We start from the raw sequence: 24,639 nt of genomic DNA on the forward strand, positions 1-24,639 counted from the left end.
CGACGGGAAGTTCCGGCTCGCCGGGAATCCGGTCGAGCACGGACTCGACGGCCGCCCGGAGAAGACCCTGATCGCGAGGGGTGGGCACGCCAACGCTGTTCGCGAAGGGCCGGCACGACAACGCTGATCGCGTTGGCCGGGGCACGACAACGCTGATCACGGTGGTCGGGGTACGACAGCACCGAGAAGCACGGCAGCCGGGCGTAATCACGCCGTCACCGCGCGCCGTATCCCGTGTTCACCCGTTCGGGGCAGTGCCGGTGACCCGGGGCGTCCGCCCCGGTTGAGCGGGCATGAAGCCGCGCCTCAGTGTCGTCGTCCCGGTCCACAACGTCGAGGACCACCTGGAGGACTGCCTGCGCTCGGTGGCCGGACAGTCGGTCGGCGACATCGAGGTGGTCCTCGTGGACGACGGTTCGACGGACGGAAGTACGGCCATCGCCGAGTCCTTCGCCGCCCACGACCGCCGCTTCCGCTATGTCCGCCGGCCCAACGGCGGACCGGGCGCGGCCCGCAACACGGGTGTGCGGCACACCTCTCCGGACGTGCCGTACCTGGCGTTCGTCGACAGCGACGACGTCGTCGTCCACGACGGCTACGCGCGGATGCTGGCCTCCCTGGAGTCGACCGGCTCCGACTTCGCGACCGGCAATGTGTGGCGGCTGACCGAGCAGGGGCGGCAGCAGGACTCGCAGTACCGCTGGCTGACCGGCAGCCGGGCCCGCACCCACATCGGCCGCGATCCCCGGCTGCTCGCCGACCGGGTCGCCTGGAACAAGGTGTTCCGGCGCTCCTTCTGGGACCGGCACGCCTTCGCCTTCCCGGAGGGGAGGCTTTACGAGGACGCCCCGGTGGTGATCCCGGCGCACTACCTGGCGGGCTCGGTGGACGTGCTGCACGAGCACGTCCACTACTGGCGGGTCCGGGAGGGTTCGATCACCCGGCGGCGTACGGATGTCAAGGGCGTACGGGACCGGATCTCGGCGTGCGAGCAGGTCAGCGCGTTCCTGGCGGGCCGGGGCGGGGTGGCGAACGGCGGTGCGCGGCGCCGCTACGACCTGTCGTGCCTGCGCGACGACTTCGTGTACTTCCTGGACGGGCTCCCCATGGGCGGCCCCGAGTACCGGGAGGCGTTCATGGCGGACGCCGGGGCGTTCCTGGACCGGATGGAGCGGATGGACGGGGCGGGCCGGGCGGACCGGGCCGTGGCCCACGAGTTCCCGGTGTCGCTGCGGATCAAGTGGCAGCTGGTGAAGGAGCGCCGGCTGCCGGAGCTGCTGGAGCTGCTGGCCTTCGAACGGGCCAACGGCGCCGGAACGTTCACGGTCGCCGGGGTGCCGGGCCGACGGCAGGCGTGCTTCCCCGGCATCCCGGACACCGTCCGCCTCGCCCGGACCGATCTCCGGGCCGTGGCCCGGCTGTTGGACGCCCGCTGGGGCGACGACGGGAAGCTGCGGCTGCGCGGTTACGCGTACATCCGCAATCTGCCGGCCCCGACGCCCCGCCACTCGCTGAAGATGGGCGTGGTACGGGCGGCCCACGGACAGGTGTTGCGGACGGTGCCGGTGCGCGGCGTGCTCGCGCCCGAGGCGACCGTCGACTCCGGCCAGCAGCTGCACCGTTACGACCACTCCGGCTTCGAGATGACCCTCGACCCGCGCCGGCTGCGGTCCGGCGGCTGGACGGTGGGGATGATGGTGGCCGCCCAGGGCACGGTCCGCCGGGTGGCGGTGCGCGCCGTGGAGACGGTGGCCGCCCAGTCGCTCGTCCACGATCTGGGCGACGGACGGCGGGCGGTGCTCGACTACCGGGGCGGGCGGCTCCGGCTGACCCTGACTCAGCTGCCCGCCCGATGCGAGAGCCACCGCTTCGGCACGGACCTGGAGCTGACCGGCCGGCTGTACGAGGGCGTCCGGCCGAAGGCCCTGGTGCTGACCTGCGAGGGGGTGGCGGACCAGGAGTTCGGCCACCCCGTCGAATGCCGGCCGGACGGCCACTTCACGGTACGGATCCCGCTCGCCGACCTCGCCGGGATGGCGGCCGCGCAACCGGCGCCGCACCGGGCGCCGCGCGAGGTCGAGCCGGAGCCCGGCGGCCGGTGGCGGGCGCGGCTGGTGCTGGCCGACGGGACGCGGGTGCCGCTCGCGGTGGCCCCGGAGTCGGCGCCGCCGGTGGTGGCCGACGCGGCGGGCGAGCTGGTGCTGGACCTGAGCGGGCAGCCGTTCGTGGAGGGGGCGGTGTGGACGCCGGACGGGGCGCTGCGGGTGGAGGGGGTGACCGGGGCCGGTACGGGTGTGCGGCAGGACGAGGGCCCGGACCGCCTCGTGCTGCGGCACGGGACGCTGCGCGAGACGGTGTCGGTGCCCGTCACCCATGACGAGCGGGGCGCGGGGGTGCCGGAGGGAGTGGACGGGAAGGTGCGTGAAGGGGCGTACGGAGGGCGCCGGTTCACCGCGTTCCTCGCGCCCTCGGTGGCCGCCGGGCTGTACGAGGGTCGCTGGGAGGCGTATCTGGGCGGCCGTCCGGTCCGGGTGCCGGCCGGGCTCGCCGCCCGGCTGCCGCTGCGGCGGAGCGGCCCGGTCGCCGCGGCCCCCGTGCCGGGCCGGGAGTTCGCCCTGGACCGCAGATCCGGCGACCGGCTGACCCTGCGGGCCGGGCCGGTGGCGGCGCCCGCCGAGCGCGGCGCGTTCCGCCGGGCCGAGCTGCGGGACAGGCACTATCCGTCCCGGCGCGCGATGCCGCTGCGGGACGCGGTCCTCTATACCGGCGGCGACTCACCGCGCGCCGTGCACACCGAGCTCACGCGCCGGGGCGTGGAGTCGGAGCACCTCTGGGTCACCGACGGGGTCCACGGCGGCGTACCGCCCACCGCCGTTCCGGTGATCGAGCACAGCGCCGCCTGGTACGAGGCGCTGGCGCGGTCCCGCCGTATCGTCACTGCGGACCAGCTGCCCGCGTGGTTCGAGCGGCGGCCCGGCCAGACCGTCGTACAGACCTGGCACGGCACCCCGCTCGGCCGCTTCGGCGCGGATCTGACCGGCACCCTGTACGCCGACCACCAGGAGCTCGCCACGCTGCCGCACCGGTCGGCCCAGTGGTCCGTCCTGGTCTCCCCGAGCCGCCACGCCACCCCGCTGCTGCGCCGCGCGCTGGACTACCGGGGCGAGATCCTGGAGGCGGGCTCCCCCGCCAACGATCTGCTCTTCTCGCCCGACCGTGCCAAGACCGCGGAGCGGGTACGGCGCAGGCTCGGCATCCCGGACGGCCGCCGGGTCGTGCTGTACGCGCCGACCTACCGCGATCAGCTGGCCCACCCCTGCGGCGCCGACGGCGAACGGCCGCGCTACCGCTGGGACGCGGCGCTCGACCCGGCGGCGCTGGCCCGGTCCGTCGGTTCGGCCCACACGGTGCTGGTGCGCCGCCATCCGAGGGTGACCGGGAGCGTGCCCGAGCGGGCCGGTGTGCGTGACGTGTCGGCGCACCCGGACACCGCGGAGCTGCTGCTGATCGCCGATGTGCTGGTCACGGACTACACGGGCCTGATGTTCGACTTCGCGCACACCGGCCGCCCGATGCTCTTCCACGCCTACGACCTGGCGCACTACCGGGACACGGTGCGCGGATTCTGCCTGGACTTCGAGAACCGGGCGCCGGGCCCGCTGCTCGCCCGGACGGACCAGATCGCCGCGCTCCTTCGCGACGCCGGTTCGCTGGCCGCGTCGGCGGTCCGGCACGCGGACGCGTACGAGAGCTTTCGCCGGGACTTCTGCGACCTGGACGACGGCGGGGCGGCGGCCCGGGTCGCGGACCGGCTGCTGGCGGCCGAGGGGTAGAGCCCCGGCCTGTCAGCTCTTGAGGGCGGCGACCGCGGCGGCCGCCAGATCGTCGAGATAGCCCTTCGGCAGCGGGCCGCGTACGACGGCGAGCCGCCAGTAGAGCGGGCCGACGATCAGGTCCAGCGCCCGGTCCGGGTCGCTGTCCCCGGGCAGTTCGCCGCGGGCCACGGCGTCCCGTACGACCATGGCGGCGATGCCCTGCTGCGGGTCCAGCAGGGCGGCCTTGATCGTGTCGGAGATCTCCGGATTGCGGGCCGCCTCGACCAGCAGGTCCGGGATGACCTGCGAGGCGACCGGGTGACGCAGGGCGTACGAGGCGAGTTCGAGCACCGCCCGGACGTCCCCGTACAGCGAACCGGTGGCGGGTGCCGGCATGCCCTGGGCCGCGACGGCCGAGACCAGGTCGAGGACCAGGGCCAGCTTGGACTTCCAGCGGCGGTAGACGGCGGTCTTGCCGACGCCCGCGCGCCGCGCGATCCCCTCCATCGACATCCGGGCGAAGCCCACCGCGGCCAGCTCCTCGAAGACGGCGCCGCGGATCGCGTCGGTGACGTCCTCGCGCAGCACGGCGGCTCCGGCGGGGGCACGGCGGCGGGTTCCCGGGTCGGTGGTCATGGCCGAATCATAGTCCGTGACGACGGAACGGTTGCGTTGCGACGTAAATACGTCCTACCCTCGGCGTTGCGACGATACGGTCCCGTTCCGTCGGACGTCGCTCCCCCCGCCTCCCGTCGAAAGCGATCGTGGTGAGCCAGACAGCAACCCCACCGGCCCCGGCCGACACCCCCGGCGCGGCGCCCTTCCCGGTGTACGCACCGGGTGAGCTCGCCGCGCTCGCCGCCCGGCACGGACTCACGATGAGCGGCGCCCGGCCCTCACTGGCGGCGTACGTCAGGCAGCTGTGGGGGCGGCGGCACTTCATCACGGCGTTCGCCACCGCCAAGCTGACCGCCCAGTACAGCCAGGCGAAGCTCGGCCAGATCTGGCAGATCATGACGCCGCTGCTGAACGCGACGGTCTACTACTTCATCTTCGGCGTCCTGATGAACACCAAGCGCAACGTCGAGGACTTCGTGCCCTTCCTCGTCACCGGCGTCTTCATCTGGACCTTCACCAGCAGCTCGATCACCGCGGGGACCCGGGCGATCAGCGGCAATCTGGGGCTGGTGCGGGCGCTGCACTTCCCGCGCGCCTCGCTGCCGATCGCCCTGGCCCTGCAACAGCTCCAGCAGCTGCTGTTCTCGCTGGGCGCGCTGGTGCTCATCCTGGTGGGGTTCGGGCAGTTCCCGAAGCCGTCCTGGCTGCTGGCCATTCCGGCGCTGCTCCTCCAGGCCGTGTTCAACACCGGTGTCTCCATGGTGGTGGCGCGGCTGGCGGCCCGGACGCCGGACATCGCCCAGCTGATGCCGTTCGTCCTGCGGACCTGGATGTACGCGTCCGGGGTCATGTGGAGCGTGGACACGATGCTCAAGGGCGACCGTGTCCCGCACTTCGTGATGGTGATGCTGGAGTGCAATCCGGCCGCCGTCTTCATCGATCTGATGCGGTTCGCGCTGATCGACAGCTTCGGCGCGTCCCACCTCCCGCCACATGTCTGGGTGATCGCCGCAGGCTGGGCGCTCGTGTGCGGCGTGGGCGGATTCGTGTACTTCTGGCAGGCGGAGGAGCGGTACGGACGTGGCTGACGACATGGCTGACAACAACGAACCGGTGCCGACCGTCGTCGTGGACGACGTCCACATCACGTACAAGGTCAACGGCGCACGTACCGGAAAGGGCAGCGCCACCTCGGCGCTCAGCCGGATCGTCTCGCGCCGGCAGGCCCCCGGAGTGCGCGAGGTGCACGCCGTGAAGGGGGTGAGCTTCGCCGCGTACAAGGGCGAGGCCATCGGCCTGATCGGCTCCAACGGCTCCGGGAAATCGACCCTGCTCAAGGCCATCGCCGGTCTGCTGCCCGCGACGAAGGGCCGGGTGCACACCCAGGGCCAGCCCTCGCTGCTCGGGGTGAACGCCGCGCTGATGAGCGATCTGACCGGTGAGCGCAACGTGGTGCTCGGCGGCCTCGCGATGGGCATGACCCGCACCCAGATCCGCGAGCGCTACCAGGGCATCGTCGACTTCTCCGGCATCAACGAGAAGGGCGACTTCATCACCCTGCCGATGCGTACGTACTCCTCCGGCATGGGTGCCCGGCTGCGTTTCTCGATCGCGGCGGCCAAGAGCCATGACGTCCTCCTGATCGACGAGGCGCTGTCCACCGGCGACGCCAGGTTCCAGCGGCGCAGCAAGGAACGGATCATCGAGCTGCGCAAGGAGGCCGGCACGGTCTTCCTGGTCAGCCACAGCAACAAGTCGATCACCGAGACCTGCGACCGGGCGATCTGGCTGGAGGCGGGGACGCTGCGGATGGACGGTCCGGCGGACGAGGTCGTGGCGGCGTACGAGAAGTTCACCTCCGGCAAGAAGTAGCGGGGCGGCGGGAAGCGGGGCGGGGCGGGACGGCTCGAAGCGGGGCGGGGCGGCTTCAAACGGGACGGGCGGCGGGGGACTCCCCCGCCGCATCTGCCGGACTGCTTCACCGAACTCACCCTGTGGGAGCAGTAGGAACACCGCCGCTGCGGCTCCACAGCCGCAGCAGCACCCGCTCCTCCGGCTCCCCGCCCGCCAGCAGCGCCGCCGCCCGTGACCAGGTGGCGGCGGGCAGCCCGTGGGCGGTGATCAGCCGGTGGAGTACGGGTGAGGGGCCCGGCAGCATCAGCAGTTCGCCGAGCAGCCGGGCGTCGGCGGGCGGTGCGTCGGTGGCGAGGACCAGGTCGAGCGCGTCCGAACCGAAGCGCTCCACCAGCGCCAGCCCGTCCTCGCCGGCCGCGAGCAGCCACGGCGTGAGCCGGCCGCTCCGGCCGCCGTGCCGCTCCCGCTGCTCCACCAGCAGCCGCAGCACCCGCTCCCCCGCCGGGCCGGCGAGCAGCGGCAGCCAGCGCGGGCCCCAGGCGGTGAGGGCGTCGGCGGCGCCCGGCAGCCGTTGCTCGACGACGGCCGCGGTGACCGCGACGCGCGGTCCGAAGCGGACGCCGACGGTCAGCACGGCCTCCAGCGAGGGCGGCGCCAGCACCCCGGTGAGCGGCGCGAGTCCGGCCAGCGCGCGGCGCTGTTCGGGGCTGAGCCGCAGCCGGTCGGCGAACTGCTGGGCGATCACTCCGAGTCCCTCGCGCAGCAGGGTCCGCAGGGCACCGCCCGGGTCCGGGGCGGCCAGGATCATCGGGAGTTCGCGCCGCGCCCGCGGATCGAGCACGGCCTCGGGCTCGGCGGCGTACAGGTCGAGGAGCGCGGTGCGCTGCCGCGGGCTGCCGAGGCCGGCCAGCAGGGGCAGCAGGGCGGGGTCGGCCAGCAGCGACGCCGGCACGGGGCCGGCCGTGCCGGGCGCGCCCAGCACCGCCTCGGTGACCCGGCGCCCCAGCCCCGTACCGTCCACCGCCCACTCGCGGATCTTGCCGGGGCGCTCCACCACATTGCCGACGACCCAGCCGAGCGCCTTGCCCCGGCCGAGTTGCAGCCGCGACCACTCCACGGCCGCCGCGGTGGCGAACGGACCCGCCTGCTCGCTCTCGTAACCGCGCTCCTGGAAGGCGACGAGCACCTCGTCGAGCGGGCGGCGCAGCCCGTCCGCGTAGCCGCCGAGGGTGGTCATCGCCCGTTGGTCCAGGCCGAGTTCATGGGCGTGCCGGAGTCCTTCGGTGCCGAGTGCGGCGAGGGCGGCGGCCGGGTCCGGGAAGTCGGCGACGATCTCGGCGATGTCGAGGTCGCCCTGTTCGGCGAGCCAGCGGGCGGCGAGCTGCGGGTGTGCGCAGACGGTGGCCCAGTGCTCGGGGCCGGTGCCGAGCAGGGCGCGTACCGCGTCGGGGCCCGGGACCTCGGCGTCGGCGGCGATCCGCAGCAGTACCCGGGCGTCGACGGCGCCCGCCGGGTCCTGGGCGACGATCTGGACCCAGCCGAGGCCGAGGGTGCCGAGGTGTTCGGGCTGGCGCAGCCCGTCGAGGAGCATCCGCCACATCTGCGGGGTGTAGCGGGCCAGGAGGTCCAGGTCGTCGCCCTGGAGGTGCGGGCCGAGCAGTTCGAGCAGCTCGGCGCCCTCCAGCCGTCCGGCGAGGAACTGGAGGCTGGGCGCCGGGATCTCGGAGAGCGCCGCGACGAGGGTGTCGTCCATCGAGGCGACGGCGGCGGCGAGCCTGGCGGGGTCGAGCCCGGTGACGGCGGTGCACAGCCGCCCGTACAGGCCGACCCGGCGGATGCCGGGCCGCTCGCGCAGGGCGTCCTCCATCGGCAGCTCCCCGGCCGCGACCGGACGGTCCGGGTCGAAGACCGTCGCGAGCCGGGTGGCGACGGGGAGCAGCCTGCGGGCGGCCTCGTCGTAGAGGTCCTCGGCGGCGGGGCCCAGCAGCGCGGACATCAGGCAGTCGCGGAAGACGGAGCCCGGGACGCCGGACAGGGCGGCGACCAGACGCCGCATCCGGGCCTCGTCGAGCAGCCGGTTCTGCTTGCGCATGCCGGGGGCGTTCTGCCGGGCGCGCACCGCGACGAGCAGTTCGGTGTTGGTGCCGAAGCAGTCGGTCATCTGGTCCAGCAGTTTGCCGCGCTGGCGGGGCGGCAGCTGGTCGGCGCCGCCCAGCGCCAGGGTCCAGCCCGCCGCGAAGGTCCGCCGCCGCATCGCCTGGCCGCCGACGCCGCCGAGAAGTTCGGCGGAGTAGGCGTCCATGTCCCGGTCGGTGAGGTACGGCAGCTGGTCGGCCGGGCGGCCCGCGATGCGCGGTACGGCGCCCGCGAGGTCGTCCGGGTCGACCCGCTGGGCGCGCCCGCCGCGCACCGCCTCGATCCGCCGCAGGTCCTCACCGCCGATCCGGCCCGCGACGATCAGCCGGGCCCGGGGCGCGGCGGCCGCGGCCCTGCGGACCTGGGCGGCGAAGTCCTTGGCGTCCAGCAGCACCCAGCCCGCGCCGGAGAGCAGGGTGGCGGTACGGGTGCCCATGCGCCGCTGCTCGAACGCGGCCAGCGCGATCACCTTGGGCCCGTGGTCGTGAAGCAGGCCCAGGCGCAGCACCTCGGGGTTGATGTCGAGCCGGTTGCCGCCGCCGGAGCCCTGGGCGGCGTCGTCGTACACGAGCAGCGCCTCGGCCTCCGCGAAGTCGCGCAGGGCGCGGGCCTCCTCCTCGTGGCGGGCGGCGCGGGCCAGGGTGTCGGCGAGGTGCCCGGGGCGCAGCGCGGGCACCCGCTGGAATCCGGCGGCCGACAGATAGCCGCCGAGGTCGGCGGGGCCGTGCACCGAGCCCCAGGCGGCGGGCGGCAGTCCGCAGGACATCCAGCCGGCCAGCCGGGTCAGGGCGCGCAGCTGCACCTCCCGCCAGCGCACCGTGGTGTCCTGGCCGGTGGCGGAGGCGGGCGGCAGGTCCTCGCCGAGCAGCAGCGCGCTGGGCAGCGACATGCCCTGCGGTCCCGGCATCCGGCCCTCGGACGGTACGTAGCCGTGCCGGCCGAGGCCGACGAGGGCGAGCGAGCCGGAGTTGAGGACGAGGTGGTCCGGGGAGAGCTCCAGCGGGGTGAATCCGGCGTGTGCCATGTCGTCCAGGGCGCGGCCCAGCGGGACGAGGGTGTGCAGCGCCTCGGCGGGGGTCCAGCGGTGGCCGGCGGCGAGCATGGTGTCGAGATCGTCGCGCTCGCGCAGCGCGTGCAGCGGTACGGAGGAGGCTCCGGGCGACCAGGCGGTGACGAGGGCGGGCGGCAGCCCGGGGTGGTCGACGATGTCCAGGAGTGCGGGGGTGACGGGGCTGCCGACCGCGATGAGTGCGGCGGCCCGGCCGCGTTGCTTGCGGTTGGGGAAGACCCGCAGCGCACCGTACGCGTCGGCGTCCTCGTCCTTCACCAGCCGGGTGGCGCGGACGGCGGCGGCGCCCGAGGAGCGCAGATGGCCGGGGCGCAGCTGGACGGTGTGCGGCTCCCAGACCCGCCCGGAGCGGCCGGGGACGCGGGTGAGCAGCCCGGTGAGCGTGGGGTTGGCTCCGAGACGGCGGGACGTCGCGGCTCCCTGCCGGTGCGCTCCGGCTTCCTGCGGGTGCGTCGAGTCTCCCGGCTGGGCCGTCGCGGATCCCGGCTGATTCATCGCGGATCCCGGCTGGTCGGTCGCGGATCCCGGCTGGTCCGCCGCGGATCCCGGCTGGTCCGCCGCGGATCCCGGCTGGTTCATCGGGGCTCCCCCAGGGTGCGGAGTGCGGACTTCAGGGCCGTGGCGCTGCGGGCGCGGGCGAGGTCGATCCGGACCCGGTCGACGGTGGCCAGCCGGAACTTCTTCGCCGACAGGCAGGTGGTGAGGGCGTTGGTGAGGATCGGCCCGTAGCGCAGACCGGCGATGAAGCGGCGGGCCGGGGCGCTGACGTCGAAGTCCTCCGCGTACAGCTCGCGGGTCTGCCGGTCGGTGAGCCGGCGCAGCGCGGCGGCGTGGGCGAGGGTGGCACCCAGCATGTAGATGTCGAACCGCTCGGAGGCCGGGGCGAGTTCGGAGGGTTCGTCGGTGCCCTCGGCGGAGGGCGGGGCGTAGGCGCTCGTGGTGGTGCGGATGCGTTCGCCGATCTGGACGGCGGCGTCGTAGTCGATGAGCACGTACCGGGCGGGCGGCCCGAGAACGAGGATGTTCTCCGGTTTGATGTCGGCGTGGATCCAGCCCTTGGAGTGCTCGTCGCCGTTGTGCCGGTCGGCGTGCAGCGCGGCCAGCGTGTTGCACAACTGCTCGGCCAGATCAAGGAGTTGATCGGCACTGAAGCGATGGTGCGCTTCGGCCCGCTTGTCGATCTCCTCCTGGAGGGTGCGCGAGATGCCGCCGCGGTGCCCGATGAACTGCTGCACGAGGAAGCCCTCGTACGGCACCTCGCCGCCCTGCTCTCCGCCGTGCCCGCCGGCCGCGATCAGGGAGGGGGACGGCTGGGACTCCACACTGATCACGACGGGGCACTGCTGGGTGAGCTGGGCGGCCTGCCGGGCCGCCCGCAGCCCCTGGTCGCGCTGTTTCCTCTGCTCGCCCAGCGCTCCGTGGACGCTGCGCGGGTCGTCCAGGACCGACTGCGACCACCACATGCCCTTGATCACCACGTTGCCGCCGGACCAGCGGTCCTCGGCGAGCACGGCGTACCCCTGGCCGGCCCCGGCGATGAGGCGCCTGGTGCTGAAGCGGCCGTCCTCGCCGTAGCTCTCGGGGAGCCAGGCCAGCCGGGGCGAGCCCAGGGGGTCGGGATGCTCGGCTCGCACCCAGCCGGGCCGGAAATCGGTCACTCGGCCTGCTCGCTTCCGCTGCTGATCCGCAGCCGTACGGTGCCCGGCCCCAGGTGGAGTTCGTCGCCGTCCTCCAGCGCGTACGCCGTACGGACGGCCAGCCGGGCGGTGCGCGGCAGTCCGTCGAAGCCGAGCTCCGGGTTGAGGAAGGAGGCGTTGTTGTCGGGCAGGTGCTCGGCGAGCGGTCTGCCGTCGTCGTCGAGGGAGATCCGCAGATGGGCCCGGCTGATCTCGGCCGCCCGGTCGGCGCCGAGCCCTTCGGTGACATCGGTGGTGCCGGGCCGGCTGCGCGAGGCCCGGCCCAGTGTCAGGCCCTGCGGCGGCACGGTGACCGTCGTGCGGACCGTGTAGCCGTGCTGCACGGTGACCTGGACCGGCCCCGCGTCCAGCCCTTCGGGCACCGGAGGTTCGACGACGATCTCGACCGCCTCGTAGCCGCACGAGCGGCAGAACCAGCGGTTGCCGTCCTTGTTGACCTGGCGCGGCAGCAGCACCGTGCCGCCGCGCAGACAGGCGCCCGCCGGGTCGGTGCACCGGAAGCGTTCCTCGGCATCCTCGCGCAGCAGCCCCACCTTGTCGAGCTTGTGCAGCCGGTCGCGCTCGATCTCCTCGTCCGTGGCGATGCCGAGGTGGCGCGGGCTGAACACGACCCGGCCGTGCACCCTGCGCACCGACCACACCCGGGAGTTGTTGCCCTGGAGCCAGGAGTGCTCCCGGCGGGCGAAGCGGAAGTTGTCGCTGGAGACGATGGCGGCCCCGAACTGCGCGGCGAGCGCGAGGATCCGGTCGTCCGCGTCCCCCTGGTGGACTTCGAGCCACTGCTCGCGCTCGGCCTGTTTCACCAGGTGCTGTTCGTCGAGGAACGGACGGACGGTGGCGTCGAGCACCGCGATCGCGCTGCTTCCCGGGTGGTCGCGCAGCCAGGCGTCCCGTACCTCGACGACACGGGAGAAGGGCCAGGGCCGCTTCCTGGTCGCGGCGACGTTCGAGGCGTCGATGACGACGCCGGGCACACTCACCGCGGGCCCCGGCCGGGCGGCGGCGCGGTGGGGGCGTCGGGCGGAAGAGTGGGCGGCGCGCCGTACGTACCACTGCCACTGCCACTGCCACTGCCACTGCCACTGCCATACGTACCGCTGCCGCTGCCGTGAGCCCCGCCGCTGCCATAGGTGCCACTGCCGTACGAGCCACTCCCGCCGCTGCCGTACGAGCCACTCCCGCCGCTGCCGTACGAGCTGCTCCCGTACGCACCGTCGCCGTACTCGTCGCCATCGTCGTCGTCGAGGCTCTGCTGCCTGCGCCGGGCCCGGATCTCGTCCGGTGTCTCGACCGGGATCTGCTGGAACCACTCCCGCTTGGACTTCGTGGAGCTGCGGCTGGACGCCGCCCGCGCCTCGTTCGCCACGTCCTTCGGGTCGAGCCCGTCCCGCAGACCACCGCTCGCCCGCTGGTAGGCGGCGGCCAGATCGGGGTCGGGGATGCGCCGGGCGCGCCCCACGCCCTCCTGGTAGATCCGCTCGCGCTCGGCCTTCGAGGCGGCCGCCGCGATCCGGCCGCTGATCTCCCGGTCCAGTTCGATGGCGTCGATCTGCCGCTTGAGGTCGGGCTGGAGGATCGGCGACATGGGGTTGTCGACCGTACGCAGCGCGATCTGACCGGGGGCGAGCTGCCGCGCGTCGCGTCCCGCGCCGATGGAACCGGTCGCCTTCAGCACGGGCATCGGACCGGCACTGATCCGCTCGGGCGCCCGCAGCTTGAGCGCGTAGAGCGGCTGCCCCTCCTCCCCCGCGCCGATCGCGCCGAGCTTCAGCCGCACCCGGCTGGGCCGCCGCCCGCCGCCGTCCGCGAGCGCGCCGTCGACCCGGCGGCGGGTCGGGTCGAGCTGGTAGACGCCGAGCACCGGGAAGCTCGGGTTGATCTCCAGGGACAGTTCGCCGCTGCCCGCCACCACGTCCCTGCCGAAGGCCGCGAACCTGGCCGTGATCTGCTTCATCGCCTCGGCCGCGCCCGCGCGGGAGGCGACGTGCTCGGGCAGCCCGGTCGGCGCGAGGCGTTCGAGCAGCCCGAAGTCGGCGCCCGCGCCGATGCCGATCACATCGGTGTGCAGCTCGCGGTCGGCGGCGTCGCGGGCGAGGGCGGCGAGCCGGCCGGGATCGGTCTCGCCGAAGTTCGGGATGCCGTCGCTGAACAGCACCACGCGGCGCGAGGCGGCGCGCTGCTGGTCGAGCTGCTGGTACGCGCGTTGCAGCGCGCCCTCGATGTTGGTCCAGCGGCGCTCGTCGTCGATGTTGCCGTTCCACCGGCCGCGGCGCTGGAGCTCCCCCGCCGTGCCGGAGAAGCGCAGCCCGGCGTGCTGCGCGAAGGTCAGCACATCGACGTGGGCGCCGCGCGGCAGTGCGGCGACCAGCTCCCGCACACCGGCCTCGGCGACCTGCTTGCGGCTCGCGTCGTCCGGGTTGTTCGGGTCGGCGAACTCGTCGGTGCTCGAATCGGCCCTGACCTCCATGGAGTAGCTGTCGTCGATGGCGATGACATAGGCGACGCCCTCGACGACACGGTCACCGCGGCCCAGCTCGCGCGGGGCGATCAGAACGGTGAACTCCTCGCCGAGGTGCACCTCCTGCCGGTCCGCGGTGATCTTGATGTCCTCGGTGGTCATCAGTCCTTCGCCTCCCCCACCGCGCACACCAGCGCGGTCGCGTTGTCCCAGCCGCCCAGAGCCTCGGCGCGTTGCACCAGCGCGGCGGCGAGCGCGGGTGCGGTCGGTCGGCCGGACGCGTCGAGCTGCGCGGTCAGCTCCGCGAGCACGGCGCCGAACCACCGGTCCCGCTCCGGTTCGGTCGCGCCGTCCGACGCGAGCAGCAGCAGATCCCCGGGCGCGACCCGGAACGTCCGGTGGGCCCAGCGGGCCGTACCGCCGCCGAGGAAGGAGACGAGCTGCGACTCCTCGCCCTCGGCGTCGGCGGTGATCCGGAGCCGTTCCGCGAACCCGGTGTGCGCGGGCGTCAACTTCCAGGCCGTGTACGGGATTTCGCTCGCCGGTACGCGCAACGGCCGGATCAGCCAGGCCTCGGCGTCGCCCACCGAGACGACGGACGCCGTGCCGTCGGGCCGCACGGTGGCGAGGACGGCCGCCGCGCTGCCGTGGGCGGTGGCCCGCCCGACGGCGGCGTCCAGCTCGGCCATCAGCTCACCGGGCCGGAACGCTTCCCCCGGGATCGGCTCACCGGGCCGGGGAGCCTCCCCGACCCCGGCCCCGACCCCGGCCCCGGCTCCGGCACCGGCTGCTCCGGGCGGGTCGGGCCGAGGGCCGTCGCCCGGCCCCGCCCGCCCGGCGAACGCCGCGTCCCCGCCCGCGCCACCGCGCCCGGTCGCCGCCTCCTCCAGCCGCCACCGGCGTATCGCCTGCTCCAGCGCCGCCCGAGCGGCCGTGCCGCCCGAGCCGTCGCCGTCGCCGGTCACCCCGTCGAAGACCGCGCACCGCAGCACCCCGCTCGGCCCGGTCAGCGCCCCCGCGGTGTCCTCGTTGTCGGTGGCCGGATCGCCCTTGGCCTTGCGGGAGCCCACCGCGCTCTCCCGATAGCAGAGCGTGGACACTCCGCCGGGCGCACGCCGGTCGAGCGCCTCGTGCAGCGGGGCGAGCCCGGCGGCGACCCCCTGGCGCAGCTCGTGGCCCAGGAGCCGGCGGCAGACCGCGTCCAGCCCCGGCGGGAAGTTCCCGGCGAACACTTCCAGCATCTGGAGCGCATCCCGGACGTCCAGGCACGGCCGCTCCGCCACCGCGCCCACCAGCGCCCGGACCAGCGCCCGCCGGTCCCTGAGCTGCGGCGCCCCGTGCTGCGTGCCGTCCCGGCGGCCGCGCGGGCGGATCCGCCCGTCGAGGTCGTAGCGGGGCAGCGCGGCCACCTGCCACCCCTCGTACGCGTCGTGCCGCACGGACTCGGCGACCAGGCTTCCGGGCCCCGCCAGATCGAGCGCCGAGTCCACCGCCCGCCACAGTCCGGGCAGGGCCGCGACGAGCTCCTCGCGGTCCAGGCTGTGCGCCTCGACCACACTGTCGCGCAGGGCCGGGGCCAGCGCCTCCGCCCACTCCACCCTGATCTCCGGCAACGCGACGGCACCGTACTCCGGCACGGAGCCGTACTCCGACGCGCCACCGTGCTCCGACGCGGATCCGGACGACAGCGCCGCACCCGGCTCCGGCACCGCACCGAACTCCGATGCGGCACCCGATGCGGACGCGGACGCGGATGCCGATCTCGCCCCCGACACCGACCTCGACGCGGACATAGATGCCGACGCCGACGCCGACTCAGACGCGTCTGCGGACTCCGGTACGCCTGCGGGCAGTTCCACGCTCATGTCCCCCTCGTGCCCTCTTGATCACGCCCGCCCCCGGCGCGCCGACGACGGTCCAGTACATGCCGCAGGACACCCGCCTGCTCCGCCTTCGCCAGCTCACCGCTCAGCCGGGTGATCTCCGCCTCGGCCCGCTGGGCCCGGTCCTGCCACTGCCACACCGCCTGGGCGACCTCCTCGCGTGCCGCCCCGATCTGGTGCTCGGCGTACTCCTGGGCGCGCTGCGCGGCCTGCTGCGCCCGCTGCTCGCGCTGCACGGCCCGCTGTTCGGCGGCCTCCGCCCGCTGCTTCAACTCCGCCTTGGCATCGGCCAGTTCCCGCTCGGCACGCCGCGCATCGGCTTCGACGTCGGCCCGCACCCGGGCCCGCTCCTCCTCCTGCACGCGGTGCAGCAGGGCATCGAGATCGGGGCCCTGCCCCACCGGGAACGCCCCGGCCCGGCCGGGCTCGGCGGCGGTGTACGGCTCGGGGTCCGCGTACAGCTCCGACACCGGGGTCGCGGTGCCCACGGGCGGTTCGGCGAGGGCCAGTGGAACCAGCCGTACGGTGAGCGCGGCCGGATCGACCACCGTCACCGGCCGCCAGCCGCTGAACCCGTCTGCGGCCGCTTCCCCGTCGCCGCCCGGCACCACTGCCACCCGGCAGCCCGAACCGAGCACGGCGGCCGCCCCGTCGACCTGCGCCCACAAGGTCTCCCCGGCGGTCAGCAGCGAGGCGGCAACCTCCGGGGACGGGACCGGAACCCCGTACGGGCGTGGCGCGGCCGGCGGCGGCGCGGAGGGCGGCGGCGGAGCGCCTCCCGCCGCCGGTGTCTCGTCGGCGAAGCTGCCCCAGCCGTCGTCGCCACCGTCGTCGCCGCCGGCGTCCGCCCCGGCCGGAGGGTGGTCGGGCGGTGGTGGCGGAGACTGCCCGGACGGCGTCTCGTCGATGAACGAACCCCACTCCGACACGCAAACGCCCCCACGTTCTCGTCCCTGCCGTCGCATCGGCCGCCCGCCCGGCACATGTCTGCCGGAACTCCGGGGCCGTCGAGGACGTCAATATAGTTGCACCACAAGGGTATTAACATGCCGTCACCTTTCGTACAGAGACTCCGAGTTGGCTTCGACGGCACATCGATGGCGCGCGGACGACACGTGGACGGCACGTGGACGGCACGTCGACGGCGCGTCGACGGGACTTCCGGGAGGGCAATCTCGATGGAGGACCACCTCACCACCGACTTCGGCGCGGCCTGCTTCCTGGTGGATCTGTCCAACGTCGTGCGCAACCGCACGCTGGGCGAACCCGGGCTGCGCTCCCTGCGCCGGCTGCGACTGCTCGTGGACGCCGCGAAGAGACTCGCCCGGGACCCGGACGTGAAGCTGTATCTGGTCGCCGATGCCAGCCTGCGGCTCGGCGGGCGGCGGGAGTTCACCGATCCCGCCGACATCCGACTGCTCGGCCGCTGGGTGGACCGCGGCCTGGTCGAGGAGCTGCCGGACGCCGACGACCGCCTGCTCGAACTGTGCGCGTACACCGGCATCCCCGTCATCACCGGCGACCGTTTCCGCGGCCACCGCGAGTCGCACCCCTGGATCCAGGGCAACGCGGACGACTTCCTGGAGCCGGACGTGGTCAACCGCAACTGGCGCTGCGCGGAACGCCGTTGCACCCTCTACGACACCCACAAGGGCAGCGCCGCCCTGCTGCCGCGCGTCATCGGGGGCGTACCCCACTGCCAGAGCCACGGCACCCCGCTGGCCGACGACGGTCCACGCACGGCGACCGTGCAGCTGAAGCTCCTGGTGGAGGGCGATGTGAAGGCCCGGTTCACGCTGGAGGACGGCACGACGGTGAAGGTGGGCCGGGCGCCCGGCGAGGGCGGCATCTCGCTGCACGACCTGGTCCCGGAGCACCGCACCGCCGGCCTCAGCCGCGCCCATGTCGAGCTGCGGGTGACCGGTGGCGTCGTCCACGTACGGGACCACAGCACCTATGGCACCCGGTGGCGCTCGACGGCCGGAAAATCGGGCCCGGGCCCGTGGAGGAAGCTCGGCACGGCCGAGCGGCAGTACCACGGCGGGGACGAGCTCCGGCTGGTCGAGGGCGTGATCCTGGCCCGCAGCGGCCGCCGCTTCCCGACCGAGCTGGCCCAGCAGTGGCAGCGCCGCCGACCGCTCCCGCCGGACACGGCGGGCGAGACCCGCATGTACTGACCCCCGCACACGACGCCGGAGGGGAGGCGGCCACCGGACACCCGGCGGCCGCCTCCCCTCTCGACTGTCCGACTACACGCGCTACGCGTGCGTACGGAGCAGTGTGCGCATCGTCCGCATCGCCACCGACAGGTTCGCCAGGTCGAACGCGTCCGACCCCTGGATCTCGTCGAGCGTGGAACGGGACCGGGTGAGGATCGCCGCGTTCTTCTCCTCCCAGGCCTTGAACCGCTCCTCGGGCGTCGAGGTCCCGTTGCCCACCGCCAGCACGTCCGCGGTGAGCGCGGCGTGCGCGGCGTACAGGTCCTCGCGGATGGAGGCGCGGGCCATGGACTGCCAGCGGTCGGCCCGCGGCAGCTCGATGATCCGGTCCATCAGCTGGGTGATGCCCAGCCGGTCCGCGAGGTCGTAGTACACCTCGGCGACGGAGAGCGGGTCCTTGTCCGTGCGCTCCGCGATCGCCACGATGTCCAGCACCGGGAAGGCGGAGGAGAATCCGGCGACCCGCTGGGCCAGCTCGCCCGGGACGCCCGCCTCGGTGAGCTCGTCCAGGATCGACTGGTACCACTCCAGGTCGGCACCCATCAGCATCTTGGGCAGCTCGGCCCAGACCTGCTCGACGCCCGCCTTGAAGAAGTCGATCGTCCCGGCGATCTCCAGCGGCTGCGGCCGGTTGCCGAGCAGCCAGCGCGAACCACGCTCGACGAGCCGGCGCGAGTGCAGCCGGATCCGGGTCTGCACATCGGCCGCGACCTCGTTGTCGAGCGCCTCGACGGCGTCCCACACCTGGCCGAGACCGAAGATCTCACGGGCCGCGAACTGCGCCCGCACGATCTCCTCGATCGAGGCGCCGGTCTCCTCCCGCAGCCGGTGCAGGAAGGTCGAACCACCGGTGTTCACGGTGTCGTTGACCAGGACCGTGGTGATGATCTCGCGCCGCAGCGCGTGCCCGTCGACCGCCTCGGGGAACTGCTTGCGCAGTTGCTCCGGGAAGTAGGCGTGCAGCAGCGTCTGCAGATGCGCGTCGTCCGGCAGGCTGGTCCTGATCAGCTCCCGGGCCGCCGTGATCTTGGTGTACGCGAGCAGCACGGCCAGTTCGGGCTGGCTGAGCCCCTTGCCGGCGTTGAGCAGCTCACGGATCTGGCGGTCGGCGGGCAGGAACTCAAGACCGCGGTCGAGGTCGCCGTCCCGGCCCAGCCGGCGCATGAAGCGCTGGTGGGCGTGGAGCAGCGAGGTCGACTGGGAGGTGGCGTTGGCGAGCGCCACGTTCTGCGCGTAGTTGTTGCGCAGCACCAGGCGGCCGATCTCGTCGGTCATCCCGGCGAGCAGCTTGTTGCGCTGCTTGACGGTCATGTCGCCGTCCCGGACCAGGCCGTTGAGCAGGATCTTGATGTTCACCTCGTGGTCGGAGGTGTCCACACCGGCGCTGTTGTCGATCGCGTCGGTGTTGATCCGGCCGCCGCCGCGGGCGAACTCGATGCGGCCGAGCTGGGTGGCGCCGAGGTTGCCGCCCTCGCCGACGACCTTGGCCCGCAGGTCCTCGCCGTTGACGCGGATCGCGTCGTTGGCCTTGTCGCCGACGTCCGCGTTCGACTCGGCGGAGGACTTGATGTACGTACCGATGCCGCCGTTCCACACCAGGTCCACGGGGGCCTTGAGGATGGTCTGCATCAGCTCCGCGGGCGTCATCTTGATGACACCCGGCTCGATACCGAGCGCCTCACGGACGTGGGCGTTGATCGGAATGGACTTGGCGCTGCGCGGGTGGATGCCACCGCCTGCGGAGAGCAGGTTCTTGTCGTAGTCGGCCCAGGAGCTGCGCGGCAGGTCGAACAGCCGGCGGCGCTCGGCGTACGAGGTGGCGGCGTCCGGATTCGGGTCGATGAAGATGTGCCGGTGGTCGAAGGCGGCGACGAGCCGGATGTGCTCGGAGAGCAGCATGCCGTTGCCGAAGACGTCACCGGACATGTCACCGACGCCGACGACGGTGAAGTCCTCGGTCTGGGTGTCGTGGCCCAGCTCGCGGAAGTGCCGCTTGACGGACTCCCAGGCGCCGCGGGCGGTGATGCCCATGCCCTTGTGGTCGTAACCGGCGGAGCCGCCGGAGGCGAAGGCGTCGCCGAGCCAGAAGCCGTACCCGACGGCGACCTCGTTGGCGATGTCGGAGAAGCTCGCGGTGCCCTTGTCGGCGGCGACGACCAGGTAGGTGTCGTCCTCGTCGTGCCGGACGACGTCCTTGGGCGGCACAACCTCGCCGGTCACCATATTGTCGGTGATATCGAGCAGCGCCGAGATGAAGGTGCGGTACGAGGCGATGCCCTCGGCCATCCAGGCGTCGCGGTCGACGGACGGGTCCGGGAGCTGCTTGGCGACGAATCCGCCCTTGGCGCCGACCGGCACGATGACGGTGTTCTTCACCATCTGCGCCTTGACCAGGCCGAGGATCTCGGTACGGAAGTCCTCCCGCCGGTCCGACCAGCGCAGACCGCCTCGGGCGACCTTGCCGAAGCGCAGGTGCACACCCTCGACGCGCGGCGAGTAGACCCAGATCTCGAAGGCCGGCCGGGGCGCCGGCAGGTCCGGGATGGACTGCGGGTCGAACTTCATCGAGACGTACGAGTGCGGCTTGCCACTGTCCGCGCGCTGGAAGAAGTTGGTGCGCAGGGTGGCCTTGATGACGGTGAGGAAGGAGCGCAGGATCCGGTCCTCGTCGAGCGAGGCGACCTGGTCCAGGGCCCCGTCCAGCTCTTCGAGGAGGCCGTCGGTCAGCTCGGTGCCGGCGTTCTGCCGCTCCGGGGACATCCGGGCCTCGAAGAGCGAGACCAGCAGCCGGGTGGTGTGGACGTTGTTGCGGAGAGTGCTCTCCATGTAGTCCTGGCTGAACGTCGACCCGGCCTGGCGCAGGTACTTCGCGTAGGCGCGCAGCACCATCGCCTGGCGCCAGTTCAGCCCGGCGCCCAGCACCAGCGAGTTGAAGCCGTCGTTCTCGGCCTCGCCCTTCCATACGGCGGCGAAGGCGTCCTGGAAGCGGTCCCGGGCGTCGTCGGCGAGGTAGTTGCCGTTGGCCTGCGGCATCCGGAGCCCGAAGTCGTAGATCCAGGCGTGCGTGCGGTCGGCGCAGCGCAGCTCGTACGGGCGCTCGTCGACGACCTCGACGCCGAGCCGCTGGAGGGCCGGGAGCACGGCGGAGAGGGAGACCTGCTCGCCGGTCCGGTAAATCTTGAAGCGGCGTTCGCCGGGGGCGGCGCCGACCGGCTCGTACAGGCTGAGGGCGAAGTCGTTCTCGTCCTGCTTGAGGGCTTCGAGGTGGACCAGGTCGGCCACGGCGGAGCGCGGCGTGTGGTCGGCCTTGTAGCCCTCGGGGAACGAGTGGCCGTACTGGCGCAGCAGCTCGGCGGCGCGCTCCTCGCCGCATTCGGCGCCCAGCGCCTCCTGGAAGCCGTCGGCCCAGGAGCGGGCGGCCTCGACGAGCCGGGCCTCGATGCGGTCGGCCTCGGCGTCGGTGAGGTCGGGCAGCTCGGTGCCGGGGGCGACGCGGACGACGAAGTGCAGCCGGGAGAGGATCGACTCGGTGTTCCAGGCGGTGAAGTCGACGCTGGTGCCGCCCAGCTCCTCCTTGAGGATGTCGATCAGGCGGAGCCGCACACCGGTGGTGTAGCGGTCGCGCGGCAGGTAGACGATCGCGGAGTAGTAGCGCCCGTACTCGTCCTGGCGCAGGTAGAGCCGCAGCCTGCGGCGCTCCTGGAGGTACAGCACGGAGGTGACGACGGAGCGCAGCTGGTCGACGGGCGTCTGGAAGAGCTCGTCGCGCGGGTACGTCTCCAGGATCTGGAGCAGGTCGCGGCCGTCGTGGCTGTTGGGCGAGAAGCCCGCGCCCTCCAGCACCTCGGCGACCTTGCGGCGGATGACGGGCACCCGGCGCACGGACTCGGTGTAGGCGGCGGAGGAGAACAGGCCGAGGAAGCGGCGCTCGCCGATGACGTTGCCGTCCGTGTCGAACTTCTTCACGCCGACGTAGTCGAGGTAGCTGGGCCGGTGCACGGTCGAGCGGCTGTTGGCCTTGGTGAGGACGAGGAGCTTGCGCTCGCGGGCCTTGGCCCGGGCGTCGGCGGGCAGCCGGTCGAAGGACGGGCTGACGGGGTGCGCCTCGTCGACGCTGTGGTGCGGGTCGGAGCGCAGGATGCCGAGGCCGGTGCCGGGTACGGCGGCCAGCGAGTCGGTGTCCTTCAGCTCGTACTCGCGGTAGCCGAGGAAGGTGAAGTGGTCGGCGGCGAGCCAGCGCAGCAGCTCCCTGGCCTCGTTGACCTCTTCGTCGGCGAGGTCGTCGAGCGGCTCGCCGGGCAGGTCGTCGGCGATGCGCAGCGCGGCGTCGCGCATCTTGTCCCAGTCCTCGACGGTCTCCCGTACGTCGGACAGCACGCGCAGCAGGTCGGCGGTGATCTGCTGGAGGTCGGCGCGGTCGGTCTCGCGGTCGATCTCGACGTGGATCCAGGACTCGACGAGCGCGTCGTGCGGCAGCTCGCGCTTGGCGCCCGCGGCGTCCTTGCGGCCCTCCGGGCCGGTCGCGATGCCGTTGCCCTCGGCGAGGACCTCGATGAGCCTGCCGGTGACGTCACGGCGTACGACGACCTGCGGGTGGATCACGACGTGGATGCCGCGCCCCTGCCGGGACAGCTCATTGGTGACGGAGTCGACCAGGAACGGCATGTCGTCGGTGACGACCTCGACGACCGTGTGGCTGCACGTCCAGCCGTTCTCCTCGACGGTCGGGGTGTGCACCCGGACGTTCGCCGTGCCCTGCGGACGCGTCTCGGCCAGCCGGTAGTGGGAGGAGGCGGCACCGAAGACGTCCACCGGGTCGCGGCCCGCGATGTCCTCCGGAGCGGTGTGCAGGTAGTAGCGCTGGAGGTAGGAGAGGAGCACGTCCTGTCCGGGGCGCTCCTGCTCGGCCCCGGTGGCCGCAACACGCACCCGGGACGTACCGCCCGGGCCACCGACACCACCGCCCGGGCTGTTGTCAGCTACCTTCGCCGCCCGTGCGAGCAGCTCGGCCTTGGCTTCGTCCAGCTTGGTCTGCATGTCCTCTGGCTCCTGTCGCGCGCCGTTGCGTGACGTAGGTGAAAAAGACGACGTACCGCCACGACACGGGGTTTCCGGTCTGAGTCGACGCTATGCCGCTATGAGAGATGCCCGGGGCCGAATCGGTCATTTTTGACGTGTGGTCCGGGCTGAGGGAATCAGCGACGGCCCGGGTGCTGTGGCACTCCGGGCGCAGGCCGGGGGCTTCGCTGCCCCCGAGGGCTATCGCGCTGATCACGGGGTCCAGGCTATATCGCCCGCCCCCATGACCGTCACGAGCCGTTTGTGTAAAAAGATGGCCCCGAACTTTGACACTCTGGACAGCGCGCGAGTCCGTATTGCCTCACTCTGGGAGGCGGAACAGGCCGACGAACCGTGGGAGCCCCGCCATGGCACCGAAGATCCTGATCGTCACCGGCGACGCCGCCGAGTCCCTGGAAGTCCTCTACCCGTACCAGCGGCTGCGCGAGGAGGGGTACGACGTCCACATCGCGGCCCCCGCCCGCAAGACGCTCCGTTTCGTCGTCCACGACTTCGAGCCCGGCTTCGACACGTACACCGAGAAGCCGGGCTACACCTGGCCCGCCGACCTGGCGTTCTCCGAGGTCGACCCCGGGGATTACGTGGCCCTGGTCGTCCCGGGCGGCCGGGCGCCCGAGTATCTGCGCAACGACGCCGAGCTGCGCAAGATCCTGAAGGCGTTCTTCGACTCGGACCGTCCGGTGGCCCAGATCTGCCACGGCCCGCTGATGACCGCGGCGGTCGGCGCACTGACCGGCCGGCACGTCACCGCGTATCCCGCGCTGGAGCTCGACATGCAGACGGCGGGGGCCACCTTCGAGGACCACGAGGCGGTGGTCGACGGGGTGCTGGTCTCCTCCCGCGCCTGGCCGGACCACTCAGCGTGGATGCGTGAGTTTCTGAAGATCCTCCGCACAAAGGCCCCGGCAACAACCTGACGCCCCCGCCGCACCTCCCTCACCAGGCGGCCCTCACCCGGCACCCGGCCGACCTCCCCCGCCGACCGTCACCCGGCGGACCTCATCGACGGTCGCCACCAGCTGGCCGCCACCCGGCGATCCCCACCTGGCGGGTGAGGGCCGTCGGCCGTCGTCCGGCGGCCGTCGTCCGTCACCCGGCGATCTGCTCGGCAAGCTGCGCGGCCTCGGCCAGACTGTCCACCACCGGCACCCCGGCCGCCTCCAGGCTGGCCCTGCTGTGCGACCCGCCGGTGTAGAGCACGGCCTTCGCGCCGACATGGGCCGCGGCCACGGCGTCGTCCACCGCGTCACCGATGATCACCGTGCGCTCGGCGGATATCTCGTCCAGCGCGGCGATGTGCCGCTCCATGTGCCGGGACTTGCTGCCGCCGGAGGGTCCGGTGCGCCCGTCCACCCGCAGGAAGTGCCGCTCGATGCCGTATCCCCGCACCACGGGGACCAGCTGGTCGTGCCCGTACATGCTCAGGAGCGACTGGCTGCCCCCGCCCAGCTGCCACTGGGAGAGGAGCTCCTCGGCCCCTTCGGTGAGCCCGCAGGCGTCCCGCCGCTCGGTGTAGTGGCGGTGGAACACCCCGTCCATCCGCTCCCACTCGGCCTGCGTGGGCTGCCTGCCCATCAGCCGTTCGTAGAAGCGGGGTATCGGGATGCAGTACATCTCGCGGTACTGCTCAAGCGTGATCGGCGCCAGGCCGACCTCGCCGAATGCGGCGTTGGTCGCGCCGATGACCGCGTCGTTGTCGTCGAGCAGTGTGCCGTTCCAGTCCCAGACCAGATGAGTGCGGTGCTTCCCGTGCGTCCCCATGCATAGAAAGTACCCGCCCCCTCCGACAACCGTTCGACTCGATGTATCTG

Annotated in this window: 14 protein-coding genes; 5 read left to right on the forward strand and 9 right to left on the reverse strand. The window is 72.9% G+C overall.

What is annotated here, in order from left to right:
* Positions 1 to 293: 293 nt before the first annotated feature.
* Positions 294 to 3,833, forward strand: a complete 3,540-nt coding sequence (locus ABZ622_RS18235; RefSeq protein ID WP_360544218.1) for a CDP-glycerol glycerophosphotransferase family protein — start codon at positions 294 to 296, stop codon at positions 3,831 to 3,833.
* Between the two features lie 12 nt (positions 3,834 to 3,845).
* Here the strand turns inward: ABZ622_RS18235 and ABZ622_RS18240 are convergent, their stop codons facing one another.
* Complete coding sequence (locus ABZ622_RS18240) at positions 3,846 to 4,451, reverse strand: TetR/AcrR family transcriptional regulator (protein ID WP_360544220.1); 606 nt, start codon at positions 4,449 to 4,451, stop codon at positions 3,846 to 3,848.
* Positions 4,452 to 4,579: 128 nt separating this feature from the next.
* Here ABZ622_RS18240 and ABZ622_RS18245 point away from each other — a divergent pair, with 128 nt between their 5' ends.
* A complete protein-coding gene (locus ABZ622_RS18245; protein ID WP_360544222.1) occupies positions 4,580 to 5,521 on the forward strand; it encodes an ABC transporter permease in 942 nt (313 codons plus the stop codon).
* A gap of 4 nt (positions 5,522 to 5,525) precedes the next feature.
* On the forward strand, positions 5,526 to 6,305 hold the full coding sequence (locus tag ABZ622_RS18250) for an ABC transporter ATP-binding protein (protein ID WP_360544289.1): 780 nt from the start codon (positions 5,526 to 5,528) through the stop codon (positions 6,303 to 6,305).
* 115 nt (positions 6,306 to 6,420) lie between these two features.
* Here ABZ622_RS18250 and ABZ622_RS18255 read toward each other — a convergent pair whose 3' ends face one another.
* The 6 genes from ABZ622_RS18255 to ABZ622_RS18280 form a co-directional block, all read right to left on the reverse strand.
* The gene (locus ABZ622_RS18255; RefSeq protein WP_360544224.1) at positions 6,421 to 10,071 is read right to left on the reverse strand and encodes a hypothetical protein; all 3,651 of its coding nucleotides are present in this window, start codon (positions 10,069 to 10,071) and stop codon (positions 6,421 to 6,423) included.
* A complete protein-coding gene (locus ABZ622_RS18260; protein ID WP_360544226.1) occupies positions 10,068 to 11,150 on the reverse strand; it encodes a hypothetical protein in 1,083 nt (360 codons plus the stop codon). The genes ABZ622_RS18255 and ABZ622_RS18260 overlap by 4 nt, the downstream gene beginning before the upstream one ends.
* Positions 11,147 to 12,169 (reverse strand): hypothetical protein, encoded by a 1,023-nt coding sequence (locus ABZ622_RS18265; protein WP_360544228.1) that lies wholly within the window; start codon positions 12,167 to 12,169, stop codon positions 11,147 to 11,149. The genes ABZ622_RS18260 and ABZ622_RS18265 overlap by 4 nt, the downstream gene beginning before the upstream one ends.
* The gene (locus tag ABZ622_RS18270) at positions 12,166 to 13,809 is read right to left on the reverse strand and encodes a vWA domain-containing protein (protein WP_360544230.1); all 1,644 of its coding nucleotides are present in this window, start codon (positions 13,807 to 13,809) and stop codon (positions 12,166 to 12,168) included. Before ABZ622_RS18270 ends, ABZ622_RS18265 begins: the two co-directional genes overlap by 4 nt.
* Complete coding sequence (locus ABZ622_RS18275; RefSeq protein WP_360544232.1) at positions 13,809 to 15,356, reverse strand: hypothetical protein; 1,548 nt, start codon at positions 15,354 to 15,356, stop codon at positions 13,809 to 13,811. Before ABZ622_RS18275 ends, ABZ622_RS18270 begins: the two co-directional genes overlap by 1 nt.
* A 152-nt stretch (positions 15,357 to 15,508) precedes the next feature.
* Positions 15,509 to 16,459 (reverse strand): hypothetical protein, encoded by a 951-nt coding sequence (locus ABZ622_RS18280; RefSeq protein ID WP_360544234.1) that lies wholly within the window; start codon positions 16,457 to 16,459, stop codon positions 15,509 to 15,511.
* A 249-nt stretch (positions 16,460 to 16,708) separates the two neighbouring features.
* Between ABZ622_RS18280 and ABZ622_RS18285 the strand changes: the two genes are divergently transcribed.
* Positions 16,709 to 17,707, forward strand: a complete 999-nt coding sequence (locus tag ABZ622_RS18285) for an FHA domain-containing protein (protein WP_360544236.1) — start codon at positions 16,709 to 16,711, stop codon at positions 17,705 to 17,707.
* A gap of 81 nt (positions 17,708 to 17,788) precedes the next feature.
* On the opposite strand, the gene ABZ622_RS18290 is transcribed toward ABZ622_RS18285, so the two are convergent.
* Positions 17,789 to 22,786 (reverse strand): NAD-glutamate dehydrogenase, encoded by a 4,998-nt coding sequence (locus ABZ622_RS18290; RefSeq protein ID WP_360544238.1) that lies wholly within the window; start codon positions 22,784 to 22,786, stop codon positions 17,789 to 17,791.
* 389 nt (positions 22,787 to 23,175) lie between these two features.
* Here ABZ622_RS18290 and ABZ622_RS18295 point away from each other — a divergent pair, with 389 nt between their 5' ends.
* Entirely contained in the window at positions 23,176 to 23,745 is a 570-nt protein-coding gene (locus tag ABZ622_RS18295; protein WP_360544240.1) for a DJ-1/PfpI family protein, read from the forward strand.
* A gap of 172 nt (positions 23,746 to 23,917) precedes the next feature.
* On the opposite strand, the gene ABZ622_RS18300 is transcribed toward ABZ622_RS18295, so the two are convergent.
* Entirely contained in the window at positions 23,918 to 24,589 is a 672-nt protein-coding gene (locus tag ABZ622_RS18300; protein ID WP_360544242.1) for an HAD hydrolase-like protein, read from the reverse strand.
* Positions 24,590 to 24,639: the final 50 nt, after the last annotated feature.

The organism is Streptomyces sp. NPDC007164 (assembly GCF_040634135.1).
Lineage (GTDB): Bacteria > Actinomycetota > Actinomycetes > Streptomycetales > Streptomycetaceae > Streptomyces > Streptomyces sanglieri.

Excerpts from the sequence above, each read along its gene's own strand:
- ABZ622_RS18250 (WP_360544289.1), top strand. The coding sequence starts at position 5,526 with ATGGCTGACAACAACGAACCGGTGCCGACCGTCGTCGTGGACGACGTC.
- ABZ622_RS18255 (WP_360544224.1), bottom strand. The coding sequence starts at position 10,071 with ATGAACCAGCCGGGATCCGCGGCGGACCAGCCGGGATCCGCGGCGGAC.
- ABZ622_RS18285 (WP_360544236.1), top strand. The coding sequence starts at position 16,709 with ATGGAGGACCACCTCACCACCGACTTCGGCGCGGCCTGCTTCCTGGTG.
- ABZ622_RS18300 (WP_360544242.1), bottom strand. The coding sequence starts at position 24,589 with ATGGGGACGCACGGGAAGCACCGCACTCATCTGGTCTGGGACTGGAAC.
- ABZ622_RS18270 (WP_360544230.1), bottom strand. The coding sequence starts at position 13,809 with ATGACCACCGAGGACATCAAGATCACCGCGGACCGGCAGGAGGTGCAC.
- ABZ622_RS18290 (WP_360544238.1), bottom strand. The coding sequence starts at position 22,786 with ATGCAGACCAAGCTGGACGAAGCCAAGGCCGAGCTGCTCGCACGGGCG.
- ABZ622_RS18235 (WP_360544218.1), top strand. The coding sequence starts at position 294 with ATGAAGCCGCGCCTCAGTGTCGTCGTCCCGGTCCACAACGTCGAGGAC.
- ABZ622_RS18295 (WP_360544240.1), top strand. The coding sequence starts at position 23,176 with ATGGCACCGAAGATCCTGATCGTCACCGGCGACGCCGCCGAGTCCCTG.
- ABZ622_RS18240 (WP_360544220.1), bottom strand. The coding sequence starts at position 4,451 with ATGACCACCGACCCGGGAACCCGCCGCCGTGCCCCCGCCGGAGCCGCC.